The organism is Arthrobacter sp. NQ7 (assembly GCF_029581595.2).
Lineage (GTDB): Bacteria > Actinomycetota > Actinomycetes > Actinomycetales > Micrococcaceae > Arthrobacter > Arthrobacter phenanthrenivorans_B.
Map to the genome: position 1 here is coordinate 34,165 of NZ_JARFXU020000027.1, position 20,170 is coordinate 54,334.

Consider the following 20,170-nt stretch of genomic DNA (forward strand, 5'->3'; position numbering starts at 1 on the left):
TGAGTAAATGCCGTTTTGACCGCTGAAAACGACGATTACTCAGCAATCGATGGGGGTGAATCGTGGCGGACCGGGGTGCCGGCCGCGAACGCCCGGACCTGCGCATCATCCCAGAGGTGTGCCGGGACGGCGCCGCCGAGGAGCCTGCGGCGCAGCTGGGGGTCGTCGGCAAAGGGCACGTCGCTGCCGGCCATCACCATGTTCCCGTACCGGCGGCCCTTGAGCATGGCGGGATCGGCGATGATGACCGTGTGCTTGAAGCTTGCCGCGATGGTGGCCGCGTCTTCCCGGGCATTCTTCAGGTCCGGGGCATCACCGGAGTTCGCCACATAGAGGCCTCCCGGGGCCAGGACCCGTTTGACGTGCTGGTTGAATTCCGCCGTGGTGAGCGGCCGCGGGGTCAGGGCGCCGGCGAAGACGTCGCGGATGATGAAGTCCCGGGTCTGGGCGGTAAGGGTCTCCGTTACGGCCCGGGCCTCCCCCACCCGGATGCGCAGCAGCGGCGCCTTGGGCAGGTCGAACCAGCCGCGGACGTATTCGGCGAGCTTCCCGTCCAGTTCCACCACCACCTGCCGGGCATCCGGGTAGGCGGCGGCGAGGTACCGGGCCATTGAGCAGGCCCCGCCACCCAAATGCAGTCCGCGCAGCTTGTGTTCCTGCGGCCCGCGCAGCTTGGCGGAGGACTGGTCCCGCGGCGGCCAGCGGGACTCGATGAGTGCCGCCATCCAACGCATGTACTCGAAGTCCAGGAACAGTGGATCGGCAAGGTCGATGTGCGAGCTCATCACGCCGTTGATTTTCAGGAGCCAGCCGGTGGAGTTGTCCTGGTCCGCGATCAGCTCGCAGTCGCCGGTGTCGATGTAGTAGACGCCCTCCACCGGGCCGTCGACAGCTGCCCCCTTGGGGACCTCCACCACGCCTGCAACCGCCCGCATACTGTTCCTGGCCCCCGACCGTCCGCGTTTTGCCATTACCCGTGCCACGCCTCAGTCATGCTTCAACCTTAGTTGGTTGGGACTGCACCTTCAGTTGGTTGGCACTGCCCCTTCGCCGTCCCGGATGCGCTTGACCACGGCAGTGGTGGACCGTTCAGCCACGTAGTCAAGGATGGCCACGCGGCCGCCGTACTCCTCCACGGCGGGGGTCTCCTCCAGCATCTCCGGGGTGTAGTCCCCGCCTTTGGCGTATACCTCAGGGCGGAGCCGCCGGATCAGTGGCGTGGCCGTCGGGGTGTCAAACACGGTGACGTAATCCACGCAGCTCAGGGCGGCCACCACCGCCGCCCGGTCTGCCATGGAATTGATGGGCCTGCCGGCGCCCTTGAGCCGGCGCACCGAGTCATCGCTGTTCAGCGCCACCACCAGGATGTCCCCAAGTTGCTTGGCCTGGTTGAGGTACCGGGTGTGGCCGCTGTGCAGGACGTCGAAGCATCCGTTGGTCAGCACGATCCGCTGCCCCTGGGCGCGGTGCATTTCCATCTGCCGCTCCAGTTCCTCTTCAGTGAGGGCAGTGTCCGCGAAGGCCTCCAGGTACCGGCTGAGCTGGGCTGTACTGCAGACGGACGTGCCCGGCTGGTGCACCACCACATCCGCTGCCGATTGGGCCAGGTCCAGGCTGGCGGTCAGCGGCAGCCCGGCGGCGCGGGCCAGCGTCAGGGCCGCGACGAACGTGTCACCTGCCCCGGACGCCTGTTTCTCGGCAGCCGGCCGTGCCCACGTCCGGTGCCGCACGCCGTCGGGCGTCAACAGCACGGTGCCGTCACGGTCCAAGGTAACCACTACGGCGCGCGCGCCGGTGGCCGCCAGCAACGCCGCCGACTCCGCACCCACGGCGTCCACCCGGTCCTGGCCGTCGGGCAGTTTGTGGTCCAGCAGCCGCGCGGTTTCCTGGGCGTTCGGGGTCACCAGGTCAGGCTGCAGGGCGGCCCAGGGCCGCGGATCGTGCGCGTCAACCACCACCAGCGGGCGCTCCCCGGCGTCACGGCGGCTGCCAAGGGCGTCGGCGAGCGCCGTCCGGACGGGCTCCGCGAGCACGCCGGTGCCGTAGTCACAGACCAGGACGGCGTCCCGGCCGGCGACGGCGGCACGCACCGAGGCGGCGAGCGCATCGAGGGCGTCGGCCGGGACGGTCTTGGCGGCGTCATCGAGGCGCAGCATCACCTGGCCGCCGCTGCTGATCCGGATCTTGGTGGTGGTGACCATGTCCGGGTGGGTCTGCAGGTCCCGGACGTCGATGGCCGCGGCGGCAAGCTGGGTGCGCAGGTCCCCGCCGGCGTCGTCGGAGCCGATGATTCCGGCCACCGACACTTTCGCGCCCAGGGCGGCGAGGTTCATCGCGGTGTTGGCCGCGCCGCCGGGGACCGATTCGCGGGACTGGATATCCACCACCGGGGCCGGGGCTTCCCGGCAGAGCCGTTCAATGCTGCCGCTCCACCAGCCATCCAGCATCACGTCCCCGATCACCAGGATGGACAGCTGTTCCGCTGCCAGCCGGCCCGGCAGCCAGTCGGACAATGCCCGCTGGGTGGAGAGGTCGATCGGTTCCCGGGAGGCGCTCATGGCAGGTCCTGCCCACCGCTGCCGTCCACTGGTCCGGCGGCGGAGCCCGCGCGCGCCGGCGGTGCGCTGATGTGCACCACCTTGACCTGCGTGAACTCGTCCAGCAGCTCGGGACCATAACCGAAACCTGCACCGCTTTCGCCGCGCGGCTGGGCTGCGCCTCCGGGGGCGCCGCCGAAGACCGCGTTGACCTTGACGGTTCCCACCGGCAGCGCCGCCACGGCCTGCTGGATGTGGGCGATGTTGCTGCTCAGGACGGTAGCGGCAAGCCCGTACCGGCCGCTGCAGGCAAGGCGCAGGCCGTCGTCGAACGAGTCCACTACCTGCACCGGGGCCACGGGCCCGAACGTTTCCTCGGTCATGACCTGCATCCCGTCGGTGCAGTCGAGCAGGACGGTGGCGGGGTAGAACGACCCCGGCCCGTCCGGCAGGGCGCCGCCTTCCACCGCCCGCGCCCCCTGCTTCAGGGCTTCCGCCACCTGCGCGTGCACGGCGTCGCGCATCCGCAGGTCCACCAGCGGCGCAACCGTGCCCTTGCTGTTCCGAAGGGCGGCCTCGGCTTCGAGGGCGTTGCAGAATTCGGCGGCGATGTCGCGATGGACGTAGATGCGCTCCACGGCCGTGCAGATCTGGCCGCTGTTGCTGAAGGCACCGACGGCGGCTTGTTCGGCAGCCCATCCCGGATCCACGTCGCGGTCCACCAGGAGGGGGTCATTGCCGCCGTTTTCCCTGATCACATGGGCGCCAGTCAGGGCCCCGGCGCCGGCAATCCGGGCCCCGGAGGCGCTGGACCCCACGTGGGCGATCACGTCGACCTCCGCCTGAGACAAAGCGGCCCCCACCGCGGCGCCGCCGGAGATGGTCAGGAAGACACCGGGTGGAAAGGCAGGTGCCAGGACCTCGCCCAGCGCCTCCCCCAGCCGGGGGCAGCGCTCGCTCGGTTTATGGATAACGGTGTTGCCGGTGACCAGGGCAGCGCCGATCAAGCCGCAGGCCACGGCAACGGGGTCGTTCCACGGGGTCAGCAAGACCGCCACGCCGCGCGGCTCAGCCAGCGTGTAGTCGGTGGCGAGCCGGTTGCCGCGGAGGCTGTGGCCGCGGTGGACGGGCCCCAGCTCTGCGTACTGCTCGAGGGTGGAAACGGCGGCGCCGATTCCTGCCAGTGCCTCGTCCTCCGGGCGGCCGGTTTCGCTGGCGTTCAGCCCGGCGAGTTCCCGGGCGGCCGCGTCGAGGGCCTTGGCGGCAGCCCGGAGTGCGGCGCCGCGCTCCGCGGGAGCCGTTGCCGCCCAGGCGGGTGCCGCCCTGCGGGCTACGCGGACGGCATCCTGCACGGCGTCCGGTTCCGCTTCGGGCACGGTCCAGAGCACTTCACCGGTCCGCGGGTCCTGGATGGTGATGCCGGAACCGTCGGTTGTCCCGGTGCCTGCGGCCGTTTCGGTGACTGTGGTGGGCATGGTGTTCCTCCCGCCTTTCAGGGCTGGCGTGTCAGTGCTGGTGGTCCTGCTGCGGCCACCAGGAGTGGCCGGCGCTTCCGGTTTAGGGCCAGGAGCCCTCTTCCTCGTGGCAGATCAGCATTTCGCGGACCTCGCAGCCGGTGGGCTGGTTCAGGGCGAACAGGATGGCCTGCGCCGTGTTGGCGGGGTCGTTGAGCCTGGAATCGTCCTGCGGCTTGTACTGCTCGGTACGGTCGTCGAAGAAGCGGGTCTTCATGCCGCCGGGGATCATGGTGGTCACGCCGATTTCGCCGCCCGTTTCCGCGGCCAGCGCGTGGCTGAATCCCACCACGCCGAACTTGGAGGCGCAGTAGGCGGTGGCGTCGGCAACGGCGCGCTTGCCCAGGGTGGACGCGACGGTCACCACGCGGCCGTGGGTTTCCTTGAGGTAGGGCAGGGCTGCGCGCACCACGGACACGGTGCCCATCAGGTTGACCCCGATGACCTTTTCCCACTCTGTGGCTTCGACGTCGGCCAGTTTGCCGCAGCGGTCGATGCCGGCCGCGGTGACCACGGCATCCAGGCCGCCCAGGGTGTCAGCAGCCTCGCGGACCGCATGCTCCACGGCTGCGCGGTCCGCGACGTCCACCTCAAAGGCTTTCACGCCGGAGACGCTGCTGATGTCGCGGTCCAGCACCACCGGGGTGCCGCCGGAGCGGAGGACAGCCTCGACGACGGCGGCGCCCAGTCCGGAGGCGCCTCCCGTCACCAGGACGCGGCCGGGCGTGGTGGAGGCAGGTGCAGTTGATTCTGCGGTCATTGGTGTTCCTTTCAGTGGGGAGAGCAAGTCAGGGGCACAGGCGGGGTCAGCTCACCTTGGCGAGCGCATCCGCGAGGCCGGTGGTGGAACGGGCGGGGTGGAACGGGACGGTGAGGCAGCGGCCGCCCCAGCTTTCCACGAGGTCTGCTTCGGGCAGGCGGGCGCCCTTGTAGTCCCCGCCCTTGACCCAGATGTCGGGCCGCAGGCGGTCCAGGGCGGCTTCGGGCGTGTCCTCGTCAAAGACCATGACCGCGTCCACGCATTCCATCGCCAGGAGCAGTTCGGCCCTGTCGTGCTGGCCGATGATGGGCCGTTCCGGTCCTTTCAGGCGCCGCACGGAGTCGTCGGAGTTGAGGCAGACGATGAGGCAGTCGCCCAGTTCCCGGGCGGCGGCGAGGGACCGGATGTGACCGGCATGGATCAGGTCGAAGCAGCCGCCGGTGGCCACCACTTTTCCGCCGCTTTCGCGGATCGCGCGGGCCAGCAGCAGCGGTTCTGTAGTGGTGCGGGGCCGCAAGGCCGGTCCAGGCTTGCGGCTTTCGGCGGCGTCAGCACTGCCGGCATCGGGCAGGGCCGAGACTCCCCCGGCGGCGAGGAAATCGGCGGCGTCGTGCACCGCGAGGGCGGCAGCGTCCGGCAGGTCGCGTCCTGCGAGCAAGTGCACCGCCAGGCTGGCTGCCAGGCGGTCGCCGGCTCCACAGGGGTCCCCCGCCTCCACCCGCGGGGCCGGGACGGACGTGGCGGATGCGCCGCCCTGCTGCAGCAGGACAGCTCCCTCTTCGCCCCTGGTGACCATGACGGCCTGGCTGCGCCACCGCTCCAGCAGGATTCCGGCAATGGCAGCGGGGTCTGCGGAGGGTGGATTTCCGGCGCCCTGGACAGCCTTCGTGGCCTCGGAAATATTCGGTGTCACCACCGCAACCCCGGGCACGGGTTCCGGGCCGGACGGGTGCGGGTCCCAGATGACGGGCACCTGGCGGGCCAGCCGCGCCAGCAGGTCCCGCAGGTGCGGGTTGGCTGCCAGGCCCCGGCCGTAGTCGGCAACGATGACCACCCCGGCCTGCTCAACGGCGCGGAGCATTGCCGGACTCACCTCGGGGACCGGCGTCTTTTCGCAGCCCTGGTCGAAACGGACCACGGGGTGGGAGCCTGCGCGGACCCGGGTCTTCACCGGCGAGGGGTAGCCGCTGCTGCCCGCCACAAGACGCACTCCGGCGAGCTGCCTGCGCAACTGGCTGCCGGCGTCGTCATCCCCGATGACTGTTACCAGCGTGACCGGCCAGCCGTCCTGCGCCAGCATCCGCGCCACCAGGCCCGCTCCGCCGGCGCGGCGGCGCACGCCGGACACGTCGACCACGGGGACGGGGGCGTCCGGGCTGAGCCGGGTGGCTTCACCGAAGAGGTCGACGTCGAGCATCACGTCGCCCACCACAACGATCCTCATGGCCGGCCGCCGTTCGCGAGCCCCGGGACAAGGGACGGGGTGTGCCGGGCGACCTCAAGGTCGAAGGCGCGGCACACCGCGTGCAGGGCGATCAGGTGCCCTTCCTGGGCGTTGGCGTTCAGGGCGTCGATCATGACGGCCTCGTCGCAGGCGTCGGAGAGCGGGTTGGGACCCGTGCCGGTGAGCGCCCAGGTGGTGACGTTGAGCCGGGCGGCCGCTTCCGCGGCGCGCAGCAGGTTGGGGCTTTTGCCGCTGGTGGACAGCAGCATGAGCACGTCACCGGAGCGGCCGTGGGCCCGCACCTGCCGGGCGAAGACGTCGTCGTAGCCGTAGTCGTTGGCAATGGCTGTCACGGCGGACGATTCTGCGTGCAGCGAGATGGCGGAGAACGGGACCCGCTCGGAATCGAACCGGCCCACCAGCTCAGCCGTCAGGTGCTGGGCCTCGGCTGCCGACCCGCCGTTGCCGGCAGCAAGGAGCCGCTGGCCGCGCAGCAGGCGCTGGGCCAGCTCCACGCCCCAGGCGGCGAGCCGGCCGGACTGGCTGCGCAGGCTGTCCAGGGCCGGCAGCACGTTGTCCAGGTGGGTCCGGACGGCATCGGCACTGGCCGGATCAACGAAGGTGGCGCCCGGGAGCACGGCCGGCAGCGCCGGCGGCGTGGTCAGGGTGCGCAGGTCTGCTTCGCGCAGGGACCATTCGGCAGTCACAGTGCTGCTCCTTCCATGGGTACAACACCCGCCGGGACGCCAGCGATGGCGAGCTGGTAGGCCTTCTCGGTTTCCGCGGCCACCCGGTCCCAGGAGTAGCGGGTGCGGGCACGGCGCTCGCCGGCCTGGCCAAGTTTCTTCCTCAGGGTGGGGTTTTCGAGCAGCAGAGACAGCGCGGACGCGATGGCCTCCGGGTCCCGGGGCGGCACGTGCAGGCCGGTGGCGTGGTCCACCACCGTGTCCCGCAGCCCGCCAACGGCGGCTGCGACCACCGGCACTCCGCAGGCCATGGCCTCCAGCGGCACGATGCCGAAGGGCTCGTACCATGGGGCGCACACCACTACGTCGGCGCTGCGGAAGATGCCGGGCATTTCGGCCCGGGACACCTGCCCCTGCAGCGTGACGTGGCTGTCCACGCCAAGTTCCGCGGCAAGGCCCAGGAGGCGGCGGATTTCCGGGTCGGCATGCATTTCGGCCGAGTCGGCGCCGCCGCCCACGATCAGGAGTTCGACGTCGTCGATCCCTGCCGCCTTGAGGTATGGAAGAGCGCGGATCACCAGGTCCACGCCCTTGCGCGGGACCAGGCGGCCCACGGAGAGGATGCGGTAGCGGCGCTTCCGTGGCGCCACCGGCCCGTCGGGCGAGAAGAAGCCCAGGTCCACGCCGCAGGGCGCGATGGAGATCTTGCCGGTGGCGATGCCCATGGCCTTCAGTTCGAAGACCTCGTCGGAGCAGGTGGCGATGATCCGGTCGGCTGCCCGCCCTACGCCCGGTTCCAGCCAGCGGCGCGCTTCCGGGCTGGTGTCCTCCGCGCCCTGGTGCCTGCGCTTGACGGTCCCCAGCGCGTGGAAGGTCTGGAGCATGGGCACCCGGTAGCCGGTGTCGGTGCGCCGGGCGGCGTCCAGGGCAGCGAGGCCGGACATCCAGAAGTGGCCGTGCACCACGTCCGGGGGCTGCTGTCCCCAGTCCCTGGCCACGCCGTCGGCGAGTTCCCCCATATAGGGCAGCAGTTCGTCCTTTGGCACATGCCGGGCGGGGCCGGCGTCCACATGGACCACCTCGAAGCGGCGTCCCACCCTGACCCGTTCGGGAAGCTCCTTTGCGTCCCTGCGGGTGTAGACGGTGACGTGGTGGCCGCGCTTGGCGAGGGCCTCGGAGAGCGCCGCGACATGCACGTTCTGCCCGCCGGCGTCCACCCCGCCCAAGGCTGCCAGCGGACTGGCGTGCTCAGAAATCATGGCGATTTTCATGGAGTCTTCCTCTCCCGCGCCGGAACGAGGATCCGCTCGTCCGGCCGTTCGTTGACGGAGTGCCGGGGCCTGGTGCGCAGGTCTGCCAGCAACTCATCCCAGCGGTCCTGGAACTTGCCCAGGCCATAACGCTCCAGCGCCGCCTCGCGGGCGGCGAGCCCGCGCCGTCGGGCTTCATCCGGATTGGCGATCAGCCGCTCCGCGCAGCGGAGCAGCTCGTCGACATCGGCGGAGACGATGCCGGCCTCCTGGGGCACCGCCCTGGGGGCCTCCGTGGTGGCAAGCACCACCACCGGCATGCCCAGGTGCATGGCTTCAAGGAGGGACAGCCCCAGCGAGGTCCAGCGCATGGGGTGTACATAGACCCGGCAGCGTGCCAGCTCCCGGTGCAGGTCCCGGGTTTTCAGGTCGCCCCGGGACGTCAGCCGTGCGGCGTCGATGCCGGTGGCTGCCGCCAACCCGTCCGTCTTCATGCCGAACACGTGCAGGGGCGCCACCGAGGCGAAGGCCGGCAACAGGTCCGTTCCCGTGACGCGGCCCCTGCGGACCGGCTCATTTACCACCACGCCCAGTTCGGGAAGTTCACCGGTGTAAAGCTGCCCCGGGTCCGGGATTCCATGCTCGATCACGGTGGTGGACGCGGACCCGTTGTCCCAGGCCAGCCGGTTGAAGTGGGTGACATGGACAACGGGGATGCTGGCTTGCTCCGCGAGCGGGTGGCTGGTGTTCGGGAAGTTGCCCTTGGGCGTGTTGTGCTCGACGAAGACTGCCGGCAGGTCGACGCCGGGCATCCGGCCGAGGGTGCGGACCACTTCGTCGATTTCTTCCGGCCGTTGGAGGACGACGGCGTCCACGGCGTCGGCGTCGAGCGTCGCCAGGTCCACCTCCCGCACTGATTCCGGCCAGTCCCTGCCGGCGCGGCCCAGCCCCCATGCCCCGCCTTCGGGCAGGACGGGAAGCAGGTACTCGTGGCGGCCGCGCACAAAGGCGTCCGTCCAGGAACCGTGGACATGCCAGAGCAGGATTCTCATCTGTTGCGGGCCTTTCTACGGGTGCTGACGTGGGTGCTGAAGGAGCTCACTCCGCTGATAAGGCGTTCCACCGCCGCCACCACTTCCTCCGGCGAAACCGAATCCAGGCAGGGGTGGCCGGGGACCGGGCATACCCGGGCGCGGGACATGCGGCAGGGCGCGTTCTGGTCGCCGAGCAGTTCCAGGGACACCCCGTAGGGTGCCCAGCGGATGGCGGGAACAACGGGGGAAAACAGGCACGCCACGGGTGTGCCCACCGCGGCGGCGAGGTGGGCGGGCCCGGTGTTGCCGCTGACCACGGCATCGGCGCCTGCCATGACGCCGGCCATGGTGGGGAGGTCGGTGCGTCCGCCGAGGTCCAGGGCCGAGGGACCGGCCACCGTGGCGGTCAGCGACTTTTCGCCCGGCCCGCCGGTCACCACCACCCGGTGTCCGGCACCTTGGAGGAGTTCGACGGCGGCGGCGTGGTGCAGTGGGGGCCAGGCCCTGGCAGGGACAGCGGCTCCAGGATGGACCACAATGTACGGTTCCCCACCCACCAGGTCCGTCACGTCGGGAACGGAGCCGACGCGCAGCTTTCCGTCGTCACCGGCCGGCAGGCTGAAACCTGCGGCCTCGGCGATGCCCAGGGCCCGTTCCGCCTCCGGCTGGTCTTCGGGAAAGTCCTCGCCCGGTTTGAGGCGCACATCCAGCAGCGAGCCGGCGTAATCCGTTGAGGCACCCGTGATCCGTTCCACGCCGGCCAGCCGCAGCAGGAGGGCCAGCGGCAGCGGTGACTGGTGGAAGGACGTGAGGATGACAGCCTCGGTAATGCGCGAATTGCGGACGTAGTCGATCAGCCTGTCAGCGTGCGGCCCCGTCATCTTGGGCGCAGGATTCATGATCCAGGGGCTGTCCCAGCTGTATACCTCGGCAACACCCGGGAGCATGGCGGCCGCGGCTTCGCCCTGGCGCCCGCAGAGCATTACCACGTGGTTGGAGCTGCCGCCGTACTGGTGCCGGCCATTCGCCACTGCGCGCACGGCAGGGCCTGCCAGCAGGACATCGCCCATGCTGTCCAGCCGGGCCACCAGGACGCGGCCCATCAGGGTGTCCCCTTCAGCAGGCCCACGGCGGACGCCAGATCCGGGGCGACCAGCCGCGCCGCGGCCACCTCCTCGGCCCGTGTCACCGGTGTCGGCACCAGCACACCCGTGGCACCGGCAGCTTCCGCCGCCCCCACGTCGGCACCGATGTCCCCGACCAGGGCAGCCTCCGATTCGTGGATGCCCAGCTTCCGGCAGGCGCTGTGGACCATTTCAGGGGCCGGTTTGCGGCAGGAACAGCCGTCCTGCTCCGCGTGGGGACACACTTCCCACACGTCAAATGGTCCCAGCAGTTCCTCCACCCGGGCGTTCACGGCTGCCACGTCCGCTTCAGTGATCAGGCCCCGGGCTATGCCGGACTGGTTGCTGATGACTCCGGTGGCTATGCCGTCCGCGCGCAGGCTGTCGAGCACTTCCTTAGCGCCGGCCATGGGCCGTACTTTGCCCGGGTCGCCGTTGTAGGGCACATCGACCACGAGGGTCCCGTCCCGGTCGAACAGGACAGCCCGGAGCTTGGAGGTTTCAGAGCTTCCCATAACGAACCTGTTCCCTCCTGCTGCTGCTCCTAAACACGGCCATCTTCTTTTTCGGCTGCCGGGGCAGCTTCCTACGGCCCGCTGAACAGGCAAGATAGGAGTTCTTCCGGCCCAGTACTCCTCCCGGGCTCCCCCTTCGGCGGCCGGCCCAGGCGTCGCCGGCGCTGGTACGCCTGCGGCCGCCGTCCGCCGTCGTCGAATCCCGGCCTGGCGCCGGAAGCCGCGTTCTGGTTGGCGAAAGAGCGGCGTGCTACCTGGTCCGTGTGCCGCTGATGCGGCGTCCGGCACCGCTGCCGGCAGTGCCGGCAGCGGTGCCGCGGACCTGCCGGAAGGGTGCGCCATGGCTGGAAACTGCATCGCCCGGCGTCATGCGGGACCGTGTTCCGTTGCCGGTTTCGGTGCTGCAGGGCTGGTTTCCCGGCTCCAGCCGCCGCTGCAGCTCCACCAGCACCTTGGCCAGGCGCCGGGATACCTGCATCTGGGACATGCCCAGCCGCTTCCCCAGCTGGACCTGCGTTTCCTCGCAGAAGTAGCGGCGGTACAGAAGCTCCCGGTCCGACTCGCTGAGGTCCTGCATCGCTTCCCGCAGGCAGGCGAGCTCTTCAAGCCGCTCCAGCGGTGTGTCCGGGCAGGCAAGCACGTCACCGATCGAGGGTGCGTCCGAGTTGGGGTTCGCGGCGTCAAGGGAATCCGGGTGCATGCTGCTGGACGCCGAAATGGCCTCCTGTACCTCTGCCGGGTCAGTTCCCAGCTCACCGGCGAGTTCGGCAACGCTGGGATTACGGCCCAGTGACTGGGTCAGTTCCGGCTCCGCCCGGAACAGCCGTGTCCTCAAGTCCTGGATATGCCGCGGTGGACGGACAACCCACGTCCGGTCGCGGAGGTATCTCTTGAGCTCGCCGGTGATGGTGGGCGCCGCATAGGCGGGAAAACTTTCGCCTTTGGCCTGGTCGAAGCCCCGTGCGGCCTTCACCAGGCCCAGATAGGCCACCTGGTTGAGGTCCGCCCGTTCCCGGCCGCGGGCCTCAAACCGTGCGGCAAGGGCTTCCGCGAGGTCAAGATACCTCAGGACCAGGTCGTTTTCGAAGGTCTCGCGCAGCCGTCCCGAGGGGGCTGGCGGGTTTTGTTGTTGCGCCGTTCCCGGCTCCGTAGGGTGGGCAGGGGCGGCGTGCATGGCAAGGGCGGCAAAGGATTCGGGCATGGATTTTGGTTTCCCTCGGTCTGGTTCCGAAAGCCTGCGGCAAGACTTAGAAGTAGGAAATCATAAGGTTGCTTATAAAACAACACTCCTCCGCTGTACGCTCGGAATGTAGGGGACACCCAATCCAATCTGCCAAGGAGTCCTTGCCATGCGCATCGCCATCACCGGGGCCAGTGGAAATGCCGGAACTGCACTGCTGCGCAACCTGCAGCGCCAGGAAGCCCGGAAACCCGGCACCCTGCAGCTTGTGGGAATCAGCCGCAGGCTGCCCGACACCACCCGGCAGCCCTACAGCGGCGTCGATTGGCACACCCTGGACGTGGGCCTGGAGCAGGACAGGCCACTGCTGGCGAAGTCGCTTTCCGGCGTCGATGCCGTAGTCCACCTGGCATGGCAAATCCAGCCGAACCGCAACCTGGACCTCCTGCACCGTACGAATGTCACCGGCACCCGCAACGTCCTGGAGGCCGCAGCCGCAGCGGGCGTCAAGCAGGTGGTGTGCGCGTCCAGCGTGGGCGCCTACGCCAAGGCAGGCAAGGACCAGCGGCGTGACGAGTCGTGGCCCGCCACGGGGATGGCAGGCTCGCATTACAGCCGCCACAAGGCGGAGCAGGAGCGGCTGCTGGATGACTTCGCCGCAGCCGAACCGGGCATAGCCGTTGCCAGGCTGCGGCCCGGGCTGATCTTCCAGGGAAATGCGGGCAGTGAAATCGGCAGGTACTTCCTGGGCCGCGTCCTGGCGCGGTTCGTGCCGCCAAAGCCCTGGCTTCCGCTGCTGCCGGTTCCGGACAACCTGGTATTCCAGGCGGTCCACGCAGACGATGTGGCGGAGGCCTATTGGCGGGTGGTGGATCAACGGGCCAGCGGCGCGTTCAACATCGCGGCCGAACCGGTCCTGGATCCGCAGGAACTTGCCCGGATCCTGGGGGCCAAGCGGATCCTCCCCATCCCCATGCGGCTGCTGCACGCCGCCGTTGACCTCACCTGGCGGGCGAGGCTCCAGCCCACGGATTCAGGCTGGGTGGAGATGGCGGCCGGGGCACCCATCATGGACACGGGCCGCGCCCGGCGGATCCTCGGCTGGGAGCCGCGGGTGTCCTCGATTGCCGCCGTCCAGGAGGTCCTCGCGGGCGTGGGAACGGGGGAAGGCTTAAACCCTTCCCCCGTCCTCAAGCCACGCAGCGGGCCGGCTGGCAGCGACTGACGAAGCAGCCTGGACAGGCAGGCGTGCCGCCACCCCGCGGACTCCGGACCGGCTTCCGCCGAAACGGTTTCCGCAGGGTTTGCCTTTGGCCGCGGGGTTCTGGATGCCTGTTCCTGGATGCCCGTGTTCCTAGATACCCGTGCGGGGGCTTCCGTCCTCCCGCGCATCCTGTGCGGCGGAAGCGTCCGCCGCGCGTGCTTCGCGCCGCCGGCCGGGTTCAGCCTCCGGAGCACCCGGGCGTTCGTCCGCGGCGGGAATGCCCTGATGCAGGCCGTTGCCCTGACCGGCCCCGACACCCTCGACGTCCCTATCGCCCTGCCTTGCTGCATCGCCGCGCCGAACTTCCTCGTTCCGCAGAGTTGCATCATTCGATCCAACTGCATCGCTGCTGTAGGCGTCGCGGTCACGACCCGCAACGTCCGGACCGTGCCCGTCCCGGCTAACCGCCCGATCCCGGGCAAGGCCGCCGCCCACTCCGGCGTCGCGTTCCGTCCGGCCAGCCATCCCGCCGTCATGCTCCACGCGGCGGTCCCGCTCGTCCCGTCCAACCACAGGGCGGTCCCGCTCGTCCCGGCCAGCCATCCCGCCGTCAGGCTCCACGCGGCGGTCCCGCCGGCTGTCGTCGGTTCCGACATCGGGATCGAGCTCGTCAGCCTTCCGGGTACGGCTGGCAACGTCTCCGCGCAGTGACTGGGCTTCCTGGCTTCGCTTCTCGGCTTCCTGCCGCAGCCTCGCGGCATCCACCTGGGCCTGCTCGGCATCAGCCCGGGCCCGGATGGCTTTCGCCTCCCGTTCGCGGGCGTCAATTTCCATGTTCTGGGCCTCACGCCGGATTTCGGCAGCCTTTTCCCGGTGCTCCTGGTCCCGCTTTTCCTGCATCGCCTTCCGGCGCCGTCCGCCGGCCAACAGCAGCACCACAATCAGCACCACCACGACGACGGCAACCAATACCCATACCCATGGAGCTGTGTCCACGTTTCCCACCACTTTCCACTTCGTTGTGACCGGGCAGGCCCTCGCCATTCCGGCTGACATTTTTTGGAACCGTTATAACTCGTTTAGCAAGGGTACTTACCTTTTATTGGTAATCATGCTTACTATTTTACGGCCAGTATTGCTGGTTCTTGATCAACAACCGGCCTTCTTGGAAAGAGAGCGAAGATGACAGAGAACCAATGGCCCGAGGACCCCGCTTACACGGCACCTCCGGCCAATACAGGAATTCCAGGTGAGCGGGAACCCGCCACCTTCCCATCAGCCGCTACTCCCCTCACCGGCGAGAGCCAGTCCGGCTACACCCAAACGACCGGTGTCCAGACTGCAGACACGTCGGGCACGTCCCGCAAGGATGCCGCCAAGGAAGAGGCAGCCGATGTGGCCCGTACGGCCGCAGGATCCGCGCAGAGTGTTGCGGAGACTGCCAAGAGCGAGGCCGCGAACGTGGCGCACGAGGCCAAGGCCAATGCGCAGGACCTGCTGCACCAGGCCAGGACCGGCCTGACCAGCCAGGCAGGCACGCAGCAGCAGAAGGCCGCCGAAGGCATCCGCAATATTTCCAGCCAGCTGCACAGCATGGCCAGCGCCCCGGACCAGCAGGGCATGGCCAGCGACCTGGTCCGCCAGGCAGCCGACCGCGCGTCCTCGGTGGCGTCCTGGCTGGAGAACCGGCAGCCCGGCGACCTCCTGACCGAAGTCCAGCGGTACGCCCGCAACAACCCCGGAACCTTCCTGCTCCTCGCGGCAGGCGCCGGCGTCCTGGCCGGACGCCTGACCCGCGGCCTCACCGCAGGAGCCCCGGAATCCTCAAGCCGCACCACAGGAACCGGCGCTGCCGGCCTGTCCGGCCAGTATTCCGGCACTGCGTACGGCGACCAGTACAACCAGTCCTACCCTGTGGCCGGTGGCACGGTTCCGCCCCCGCCCGTCCAGCTGCCGGGGCCGGCCACCACCACCGCCGGTTATGACGGCGGTGCACCGGGCAGCAGCTATCCGGAAGCGGCCGGTCCGGCCAGCGGCCTTGACAGCCCGCAACTGGTGGAAGAGCCCTGGTCCGGGAACCAGGAATCGGATGACCCGCTGCGCGACCGTGCCCGCGCCGATGACCCCATGGCAAACGACCCCCTGACGCAGGAACGCACCCGGGGCGGCCAGACGGGTGGCCTGTGATGAGCAGCCAGATTCCGGAGCCGCCGCCCAGCGCGGCGCACGTGAAAGCGGACAACGCGTCCCTGGGTGAACTGCTCGGGGACGTCACCCGGGACCTGTCCACCCTGATGCGCCAGGAAGTGGAACTGGCCAAAGCCGAAGCCAAGCAATCCGCCACCCGCGCCGGGAAAGGCGCCGGCATGCTCGCCGGCGCCGGCATCGGCGGACACTTCGTCCTGCTCTTCCTCTCCCTGGCCCTGATGTGGGCCTTGGGCGCCATCATGCCCCTGGGCTGGTCCGCCCTGATCGTCGCCGTTATCTGGGCCATCATCGCCGCGGTCCTGGCCTCGATCGGCCGCAAGGAACTCAAGCAGATCAAGGGCCTGCCCCAAACCGGCGAAACCCTCTCAGAAATACCCCCCACCCTCAAACCAGGCGAGGTAAACCGATGAGCGAAAACCCCGACGTCATCCGCGCAGACATAGAAGCCACCCGGGCACGCCTGGGCACCAACGTCGACGCCGTGGCCGACAAAGTCACCCCGTCCAACATCGTCCACCGCCAAACCGACAAGGTCCGGGACGCCGTGACCGGGGTCAAGGAGAAAATCATGGGAGCAGCAGACCACCCCGAAAACCGCACCCACAACACCACCTACACCGACACCACCTACACCGGAACCGGCACGGGCACGCACTCCGCCGCCGACACCCTGCACGAGGCCAAAGACAACGTCGCCGCCAAACTCTCCGACGCCGGCACCGCCGTCTCCAACGCCCCGGACCAGGTCAAAGCCAAAACCGCCGGCAACCCCCTCGCCGCCGGACTCATCGCGTTCGGCGCCGGCATGCTGATCTCCTCCCTGATCCCCGCCAGCCAAAAAGAACGCGAAGCCGCGGACCAACTCAAAACCGCAGCCCAACCCCTGGCCACCCAGGTCACCGACGCCGCCAAAACCGTCGCCCAGGACCTCAAGGAACCAGCCCAGGAAGCCATGGAAAACGTCAAGGCCACCGCCACCGACGCCGCCCAAAACGTCAAAACCGAAGGCCAATACGCAGCCAACGACGTCAAAGACCGCGCCACCGACGCCAAAGACACCATCCAAAACACCTAGACCCAACCCCCACGGCACCACAAGCCGATAACTCCAACCAGGCAGGCCGGCACCGCCACCCGCGGAGCCGGCCTGTCCCGCTTCGCCCCTGATTGAGAGGACACCCCATGGCCACTCACGACGACTCCGAAACCAGCACCGCGAAGGCGGACCAGGCTCCGGCTCCAGATGACGCAAGGAAGCCTGGCAGTCCCCGGGACCTGGACAAGCCGTCCTGGAAGTACATCACGAGGAAGACGCTCCGGGAGTTCAGCAAGGACCAGTGCCCGGACCTGGCCGCGGCCCTGACCTACTATGCGGTCCTCTCCCTGTTTCCGGCCCTGCTGGCCCTTGTCTCCCTCCTTGGCCTTTTTGGCGACCCGCAGAAGACCACCAATGCCTTGTTGGAGATTGTGCGCGGATTCGCTCCTGCCGAGACGGTGAACACCATCAGCGGCCCTGTCTCCGAACTGACCAGCGCCCCCGCCGCCGGGTTCACCCTGGTGATCGGCCTGCTGACCGCGCTGTGGTCTGCCTCCGGCTATGTGGGGGCTTTCGGCAGGGCCATGAACCGGGTCTACGAAGTGGATGAAGGCCGGGCCTTCGTGAAGCTGCGCAGCACCATGCTGGCCGTCACGCTGCTGGCCGTTGTCATCGTGGCACTGCTGGCCGGCATGCTGGTCCTCAGCGGGCCGGTTTCCGAGGCGGTCGGCGGTTTGATTGGCCTCAGCGGCCCCGTCCTCCTGGTCTGGAACATCGCCAAATGGCCGGTCATGGTGCTCCTGATCATTGCCATCATCGCGGTCCTTTACTACGCCACCCCCAACGTCAAGCAGCCCAAATTCCGGTGGATGAGCATGGGCTCGGCCATCGCCCTGTTCGTCTTCCTGATCGCTTCGCTCGGTTTCGGCTTCTACGTGGGGAACTTCGGGAACTACAACAAGACCTACGGCGCCCTGGGCAGTGTCATCATCATGCTGCTGTGGCTCTGGATCCTGAACATGTCGTTGCTTTTCGGCGCGGAGTTCGACGCCGAGGTGGAGCGTGGACGTGAACTGCAGGCCGGGATCAAGGCGGAGGAAACCATCCAGCTGCCGCCGCGCGACACCAAGAAGAGCGAGAAGCTGCAGCAGCAGATCGAGGAAGACATCAAGCACGGCCGTGAACTCAGGGAGAAGTACAGCTCGGAGAATGGCCAGTCCGGTTCCGGTGAGGACCGCGACGGGGAGCCTGGTGGGGACGGCCAGGACCGTTACCCGGGTGAGCGGCACCGCGACCGGGTCCGCGAAAAGGTCCAGCACCGGGCCGCGCAGGACGGGTCCGACGACGGGCGGCGGCCGGGCGCCGGCGCTTAGGAGGCCATCCGCTCCCCGGAGCAGGGGACACCGAGCTGAAGGGGCCACCACAGCAAGGGCCGCCACAGCAAGGGACTAGGCAGGACCTTCACAATGGAGGAAAATTCATTGTGAAGGTCCTGTTGAGGTTTCCCGGGCTGTTGGAGGTCCGGGGCTATGCGGGGTCGGCGGTGAGATGGCCTCTTCTGAGACCGAGGCCAGTCCCCCCAGTCGCCGTCGGCCCCCTCATCCTCGTTGTCCGGCTCGTCCCCGGTAAGCCCCGCGACTGGACAAAAAGCAGTGAACTGCAATACTTTCGTGTGTACCTCGCCGGGATCCTCGGATACCGGTTGGTCCGCTGAAGCAGACGGCGGCATCATGGTCAACCCTTTATGAGCGGACATGCCTGCTACCCATTTTGAACAGTTTCTTGCCGAAGCAGTTGTCCCGGACAGGGAGCCCGGCCTGGGCCTCGGACGAGACGAGCTGTATGGCCTTTATACGAGTTGGTGCCTCCTGCACAAGGCTGAACTCCAGCCACCGGCCGCCCTCTGGGAGGCTATGCAGGACGCCGGAATCAACCCGGACAGCAACAACCTGTCCATGACCGGGCCAGCCGCTGCCGACTACATCGTGGCCAGCGCTCCGGACCTGGTGTAGCGTCCGGTAAACCGGCCTGAAGAACCAGGGCACCTGAACAGCGCCCGGCGAATCAGGCCGCCAAGAACCAAAAGCAGGAACCATAAGACCGGGGACCAAGTCCCTGAAGCGAAGGGCTGTTGCCGTCCAGGCAGCAGCCCTTCCGCCGTCCCCGTACGGCCGGATTGTCCGGGGACTGCTATGGCTGCGCCAGTGCCAGCAGGTAGGCGGCGAAACCGCGGGGCGCCCTGCCTGCGGTCCGCCCCGAGGTGAGTACCCGCGTGCTGTCAGTGCTGACAACGGCAGCTCCGCTGCTGCGCAGCCGATCCACCAGCGCGCGGTCCTCGTCAAAGTCAACGGCGGGAAAACCGCCCACTGCAAGGTAGGACGAGGCGCGGACTCCGAGGTTGGCCCCATAAACATGGGCGTGCTGCTCCACAAACACATGCCTGGCGTGCCAGCGGGCCAGCAGCTCGTGGTGGGTGCTGGCGGGGTCCGGCTGCACGGTGCCGAGGACCACGTCGGCTCCGGCGGCAGCCAGCTCCAGCTGCCGCACCAGCCAGTGTTCCGGGACGCTTGAATCGGCGTCCGTGTTGGCCAGCCAGACATCCCGCAGCGCCTCAGCTGCCGCCGTTGGGCCCGCATCCGCAGGCCTGCCGGCGCAGGCCAAGGCTGCCTGGACCCCGGCCCGCCTGCTGTTGCCCACGCTCCGGTGACTGACGGGCAGGATCAGCCAGCGGTCGTCCTGCTCAGCACATGTTTCGGCCAGCTGGAGGGACCGGTCCGTACAGCTGTCCAGGACAAGGACCACCTGCACGGCCACACCCGGAAGTTCAGCATCGACGCGGGCCGCCGCGGCGCAGACAGCTGCGAGCGCCCGTTCCAGATGCACTTCCTCGTTGTGCACGGGAATGACCACGGCCACCTGGTTAATAGCGTTCGGCCCTGCGCCGATTCCCCCGGGAGCCATCAGTGTCAGGCCCTGTCCCCGCGGTCCGGGCCAGCAAGCACTTCCAGTACGAAGTCACGTTCCTGGTAAAGGCCTGTGGTCCGCCAGCCGAGCCGCTGCCGGGCCAGCGCGTGGACGGTATCGCCGTCGAGTTCCCAGCCCGCGATGGGGTGCCGCCAGTGGCACAGCAGCAGGGTGCCCCCGGGGTCCACGGACGCTTCGATCCGGTCCCACAGCTGGCCCAGCTCCTCCCGGGACAGGTAGTAACCAACTTCGGAAACCACCACCAGGTCAAAGGAGCCCTCAGGCCAGGAAGCGGGAAGGACCATTTGCTCCACCCGGACACCCGGACGGCCGGCCAGCAGTTGCCGGGCACGCCGCACCGCAACCCCACTGGCATCCACTGCCAGCAGGCTGCCGCAGTGGTCAGCCAAACCTTCGGTCAGCATCCCGATGGAGCAGCCCACTTCGAGGCCGTGCGCATAGGATTCAGCCGGCAGCACAGCCAGGGTGAGTGCTCTTTTGCGGCGCTCGTACCAGCTTCCGGCGTAGTTCCAGGGGTCCGGAGCGCCGTTGTGGACGCCGTCGAAGACGGCCTCGGCATCGTGGCTGGAATAGGGGCGCCGGGATGCGTCCTGCGCCGGCGTCCAGGCGAAAACCTCGTAGCCGCGCGAGAAGTGCTCCAGGAAGTCACCGCCCAGCAACGCCTCGTCCCCGGGCAGGGGCGACAACGGCTGC

Annotated in this window: 20 protein-coding genes; 6 read left to right on the forward strand and 14 right to left on the reverse strand. The window is 68.6% G+C overall.

Annotation, left to right across the window (positions count from 1 at the left end):
• Window positions 1-35: 35 nt before the first annotated feature.
• The 11 genes from PUN71_RS20295 to PUN71_RS20345 form a co-directional block, all read right to left on the reverse strand.
• Window positions 36-971, reverse strand: a complete 936-nt coding sequence (locus tag PUN71_RS20295; protein ID WP_043451311.1) for a spermidine synthase — start codon at window positions 969-971, stop codon at window positions 36-38.
• A 54-nt stretch (window positions 972-1,025) separates the two neighbouring features.
• Window positions 1,026-2,558 carry a D-glycero-beta-D-manno-heptose 1-phosphate adenylyltransferase gene (gene rfaE2 / locus PUN71_RS20300; protein WP_277799851.1) on the reverse strand — a complete coding sequence of 511 codons (1,533 nt, stop codon included), beginning with the start codon at window positions 2,556-2,558 and terminating at the stop codon, window positions 1,026-1,028.
• Window positions 2,555-4,012: an aldehyde dehydrogenase family protein gene (locus tag PUN71_RS20305; protein WP_277799852.1), complete on the reverse strand. Its 1,458-nt coding sequence runs from the start codon at window positions 4,010-4,012 to the stop codon at window positions 2,555-2,557. Before PUN71_RS20305 ends, rfaE2 begins: the two co-directional genes overlap by 4 nt.
• A gap of 82 nt (window positions 4,013-4,094) precedes the next feature.
• Window positions 4,095-4,811, reverse strand: a complete 717-nt coding sequence (locus PUN71_RS20310) for an SDR family oxidoreductase (RefSeq protein ID WP_043451317.1) — start codon at window positions 4,809-4,811, stop codon at window positions 4,095-4,097.
• 46 nt (window positions 4,812-4,857) lie between these two features.
• Window positions 4,858-6,255: a PfkB family carbohydrate kinase gene (locus tag PUN71_RS20315; protein WP_277799853.1), complete on the reverse strand. Its 1,398-nt coding sequence runs from the start codon at window positions 6,253-6,255 to the stop codon at window positions 4,858-4,860.
• Window positions 6,252-6,962, reverse strand: a complete 711-nt coding sequence (locus PUN71_RS20320) for a D-sedoheptulose-7-phosphate isomerase (RefSeq protein ID WP_277799854.1) — start codon at window positions 6,960-6,962, stop codon at window positions 6,252-6,254. Before PUN71_RS20320 ends, PUN71_RS20315 begins: the two co-directional genes overlap by 4 nt.
• Window positions 6,959-8,212 carry a glycosyltransferase gene (locus PUN71_RS20325; protein WP_277799855.1) on the reverse strand — a complete coding sequence of 418 codons (1,254 nt, stop codon included), beginning with the start codon at window positions 8,210-8,212 and terminating at the stop codon, window positions 6,959-6,961. The genes PUN71_RS20320 and PUN71_RS20325 overlap by 4 nt, the downstream gene beginning before the upstream one ends.
• Window positions 8,209-9,243 carry a glycosyltransferase gene (locus tag PUN71_RS20330; RefSeq protein ID WP_277799856.1) on the reverse strand — a complete coding sequence of 345 codons (1,035 nt, stop codon included), beginning with the start codon at window positions 9,241-9,243 and terminating at the stop codon, window positions 8,209-8,211. Before PUN71_RS20330 ends, PUN71_RS20325 begins: the two co-directional genes overlap by 4 nt.
• A complete protein-coding gene (locus PUN71_RS20335) occupies window positions 9,240-10,328 on the reverse strand; it encodes a glycosyltransferase family 9 protein (protein ID WP_277799857.1) in 1,089 nt (362 codons plus the stop codon). The genes PUN71_RS20330 and PUN71_RS20335 overlap by 4 nt, the downstream gene beginning before the upstream one ends.
• A complete protein-coding gene (locus tag PUN71_RS20340) occupies window positions 10,328-10,864 on the reverse strand; it encodes a D-glycero-alpha-D-manno-heptose-1,7-bisphosphate 7-phosphatase (protein ID WP_277799858.1) in 537 nt (178 codons plus the stop codon). The genes PUN71_RS20335 and PUN71_RS20340 overlap by 1 nt, the downstream gene beginning before the upstream one ends.
• A gap of 250 nt (window positions 10,865-11,114) precedes the next feature.
• Window positions 11,115-12,065: a sigma-70 family RNA polymerase sigma factor gene (locus PUN71_RS20345; RefSeq protein WP_277799859.1), complete on the reverse strand. Its 951-nt coding sequence runs from the start codon at window positions 12,063-12,065 to the stop codon at window positions 11,115-11,117.
• A gap of 148 nt (window positions 12,066-12,213) precedes the next feature.
• Between PUN71_RS20345 and PUN71_RS20350 the strand changes: the two genes are divergently transcribed.
• Complete coding sequence (locus tag PUN71_RS20350) at window positions 12,214-13,269, forward strand: NAD-dependent epimerase/dehydratase family protein (RefSeq protein WP_277799860.1); 1,056 nt, start codon at window positions 12,214-12,216, stop codon at window positions 13,267-13,269.
• 129 nt (window positions 13,270-13,398) lie between these two features.
• Here PUN71_RS20350 and PUN71_RS20355 read toward each other — a convergent pair whose 3' ends face one another.
• Complete coding sequence (locus tag PUN71_RS20355; RefSeq protein ID WP_277799861.1) at window positions 13,399-14,244, reverse strand: hypothetical protein; 846 nt, start codon at window positions 14,242-14,244, stop codon at window positions 13,399-13,401.
• A gap of 186 nt (window positions 14,245-14,430) precedes the next feature.
• On the opposite strand from PUN71_RS20355, the gene PUN71_RS20360 reads away from it, so the two are divergent.
• The 5 genes from PUN71_RS20360 (at window position 14,431) to PUN71_RS20380 (ending at window position 18,504) form a co-directional block, all read left to right on the forward strand.
• Entirely contained in the window at window positions 14,431-15,435 is a 1,005-nt protein-coding gene (locus PUN71_RS20360) for a hypothetical protein (RefSeq protein ID WP_277799862.1), read from the forward strand.
• A complete protein-coding gene (locus PUN71_RS20365) occupies window positions 15,435-15,866 on the forward strand; it encodes a phage holin family protein (protein ID WP_277799863.1) in 432 nt (143 codons plus the stop codon). The genes PUN71_RS20360 and PUN71_RS20365 overlap by 1 nt, the downstream gene beginning before the upstream one ends.
• Complete coding sequence (locus PUN71_RS20370) at window positions 15,863-16,531, forward strand: DUF3618 domain-containing protein (RefSeq protein ID WP_277799864.1); 669 nt, start codon at window positions 15,863-15,865, stop codon at window positions 16,529-16,531. Before PUN71_RS20365 ends, PUN71_RS20370 begins: the two co-directional genes overlap by 4 nt.
• A 107-nt stretch (window positions 16,532-16,638) precedes the next feature.
• Window positions 16,639-17,865, forward strand: a complete 1,227-nt coding sequence (locus PUN71_RS20375) for a YihY/virulence factor BrkB family protein (protein WP_043451793.1) — start codon at window positions 16,639-16,641, stop codon at window positions 17,863-17,865.
• Window positions 17,866-18,246: 381 nt separating this feature from the next.
• A complete protein-coding gene (locus PUN71_RS20380) occupies window positions 18,247-18,504 on the forward strand; it encodes a hypothetical protein (protein WP_043451791.1) in 258 nt (85 codons plus the stop codon).
• A gap of 178 nt (window positions 18,505-18,682) precedes the next feature.
• Here the strand turns inward: PUN71_RS20380 and PUN71_RS20385 are convergent, their stop codons facing one another.
• Both PUN71_RS20385 and PUN71_RS20390 read right to left on the reverse strand, forming a co-directional pair.
• Window positions 18,683-19,453 carry a glycosyltransferase family 2 protein gene (locus PUN71_RS20385; protein WP_277799865.1) on the reverse strand — a complete coding sequence of 257 codons (771 nt, stop codon included), beginning with the start codon at window positions 19,451-19,453 and terminating at the stop codon, window positions 18,683-18,685.
• Window positions 19,454-19,458: 5 nt separating this feature from the next.
• Window positions 19,459-20,170: class I SAM-dependent methyltransferase (locus PUN71_RS20390; protein ID WP_277799866.1), on the reverse strand; the 712-nt coding region annotated here is incomplete at its 5' end.

Bases quoted from the DNA above. Each gene is read 5' to 3' on its own strand.
- rfaE2 (WP_277799851.1), bottom strand. From the start codon at position 2,558: ATGAGCGCCTCCCGGGAACCGATCGACCTCTCCACCCAGCGGGCATTG.
- PUN71_RS20315 (WP_277799853.1), bottom strand. From the start codon at position 6,255: ATGAGGATCGTTGTGGTGGGCGACGTGATGCTCGACGTCGACCTCTTC.
- PUN71_RS20310 (WP_043451317.1), bottom strand. From the start codon at position 4,811: ATGACCGCAGAATCAACTGCACCTGCCTCCACCACGCCCGGCCGCGTC.
- PUN71_RS20370 (WP_277799864.1), top strand. From the start codon at position 15,863: ATGAGCGAAAACCCCGACGTCATCCGCGCAGACATAGAAGCCACCCGG.
- PUN71_RS20305 (WP_277799852.1), bottom strand. From the start codon at position 4,012: ATGCCCACCACAGTCACCGAAACGGCCGCAGGCACCGGGACAACCGAC.
- PUN71_RS20350 (WP_277799860.1), top strand. From the start codon at position 12,214: ATGCGCATCGCCATCACCGGGGCCAGTGGAAATGCCGGAACTGCACTG.
- PUN71_RS20295 (WP_043451311.1), bottom strand. From the start codon at position 971: ATGGCAAAACGCGGACGGTCGGGGGCCAGGAACAGTATGCGGGCGGTT.
- PUN71_RS20365 (WP_277799863.1), top strand. From the start codon at position 15,435: ATGAGCAGCCAGATTCCGGAGCCGCCGCCCAGCGCGGCGCACGTGAAA.
- PUN71_RS20345 (WP_277799859.1), bottom strand. From the start codon at position 12,065: ATGCCCGAATCCTTTGCCGCCCTTGCCATGCACGCCGCCCCTGCCCAC.
- PUN71_RS20325 (WP_277799855.1), bottom strand. From the start codon at position 8,212: ATGAAAATCGCCATGATTTCTGAGCACGCCAGTCCGCTGGCAGCCTTG.
- PUN71_RS20330 (WP_277799856.1), bottom strand. From the start codon at position 9,243: ATGAGAATCCTGCTCTGGCATGTCCACGGTTCCTGGACGGACGCCTTT.
- PUN71_RS20360 (WP_277799862.1), top strand. From the start codon at position 14,431: ATGACAGAGAACCAATGGCCCGAGGACCCCGCTTACACGGCACCTCCG.
- PUN71_RS20340 (WP_277799858.1), bottom strand. From the start codon at position 10,864: ATGGGAAGCTCTGAAACCTCCAAGCTCCGGGCTGTCCTGTTCGACCGG.
- PUN71_RS20375 (WP_043451793.1), top strand. From the start codon at position 16,639: ATGGCCACTCACGACGACTCCGAAACCAGCACCGCGAAGGCGGACCAG.
- PUN71_RS20380 (WP_043451791.1), top strand. From the start codon at position 18,247: ATGCCTGCTACCCATTTTGAACAGTTTCTTGCCGAAGCAGTTGTCCCG.
- PUN71_RS20335 (WP_277799857.1), bottom strand. From the start codon at position 10,328: ATGGGCCGCGTCCTGGTGGCCCGGCTGGACAGCATGGGCGATGTCCTG.
- PUN71_RS20385 (WP_277799865.1), bottom strand. From the start codon at position 19,453: ATGGCTCCCGGGGGAATCGGCGCAGGGCCGAACGCTATTAACCAGGTG.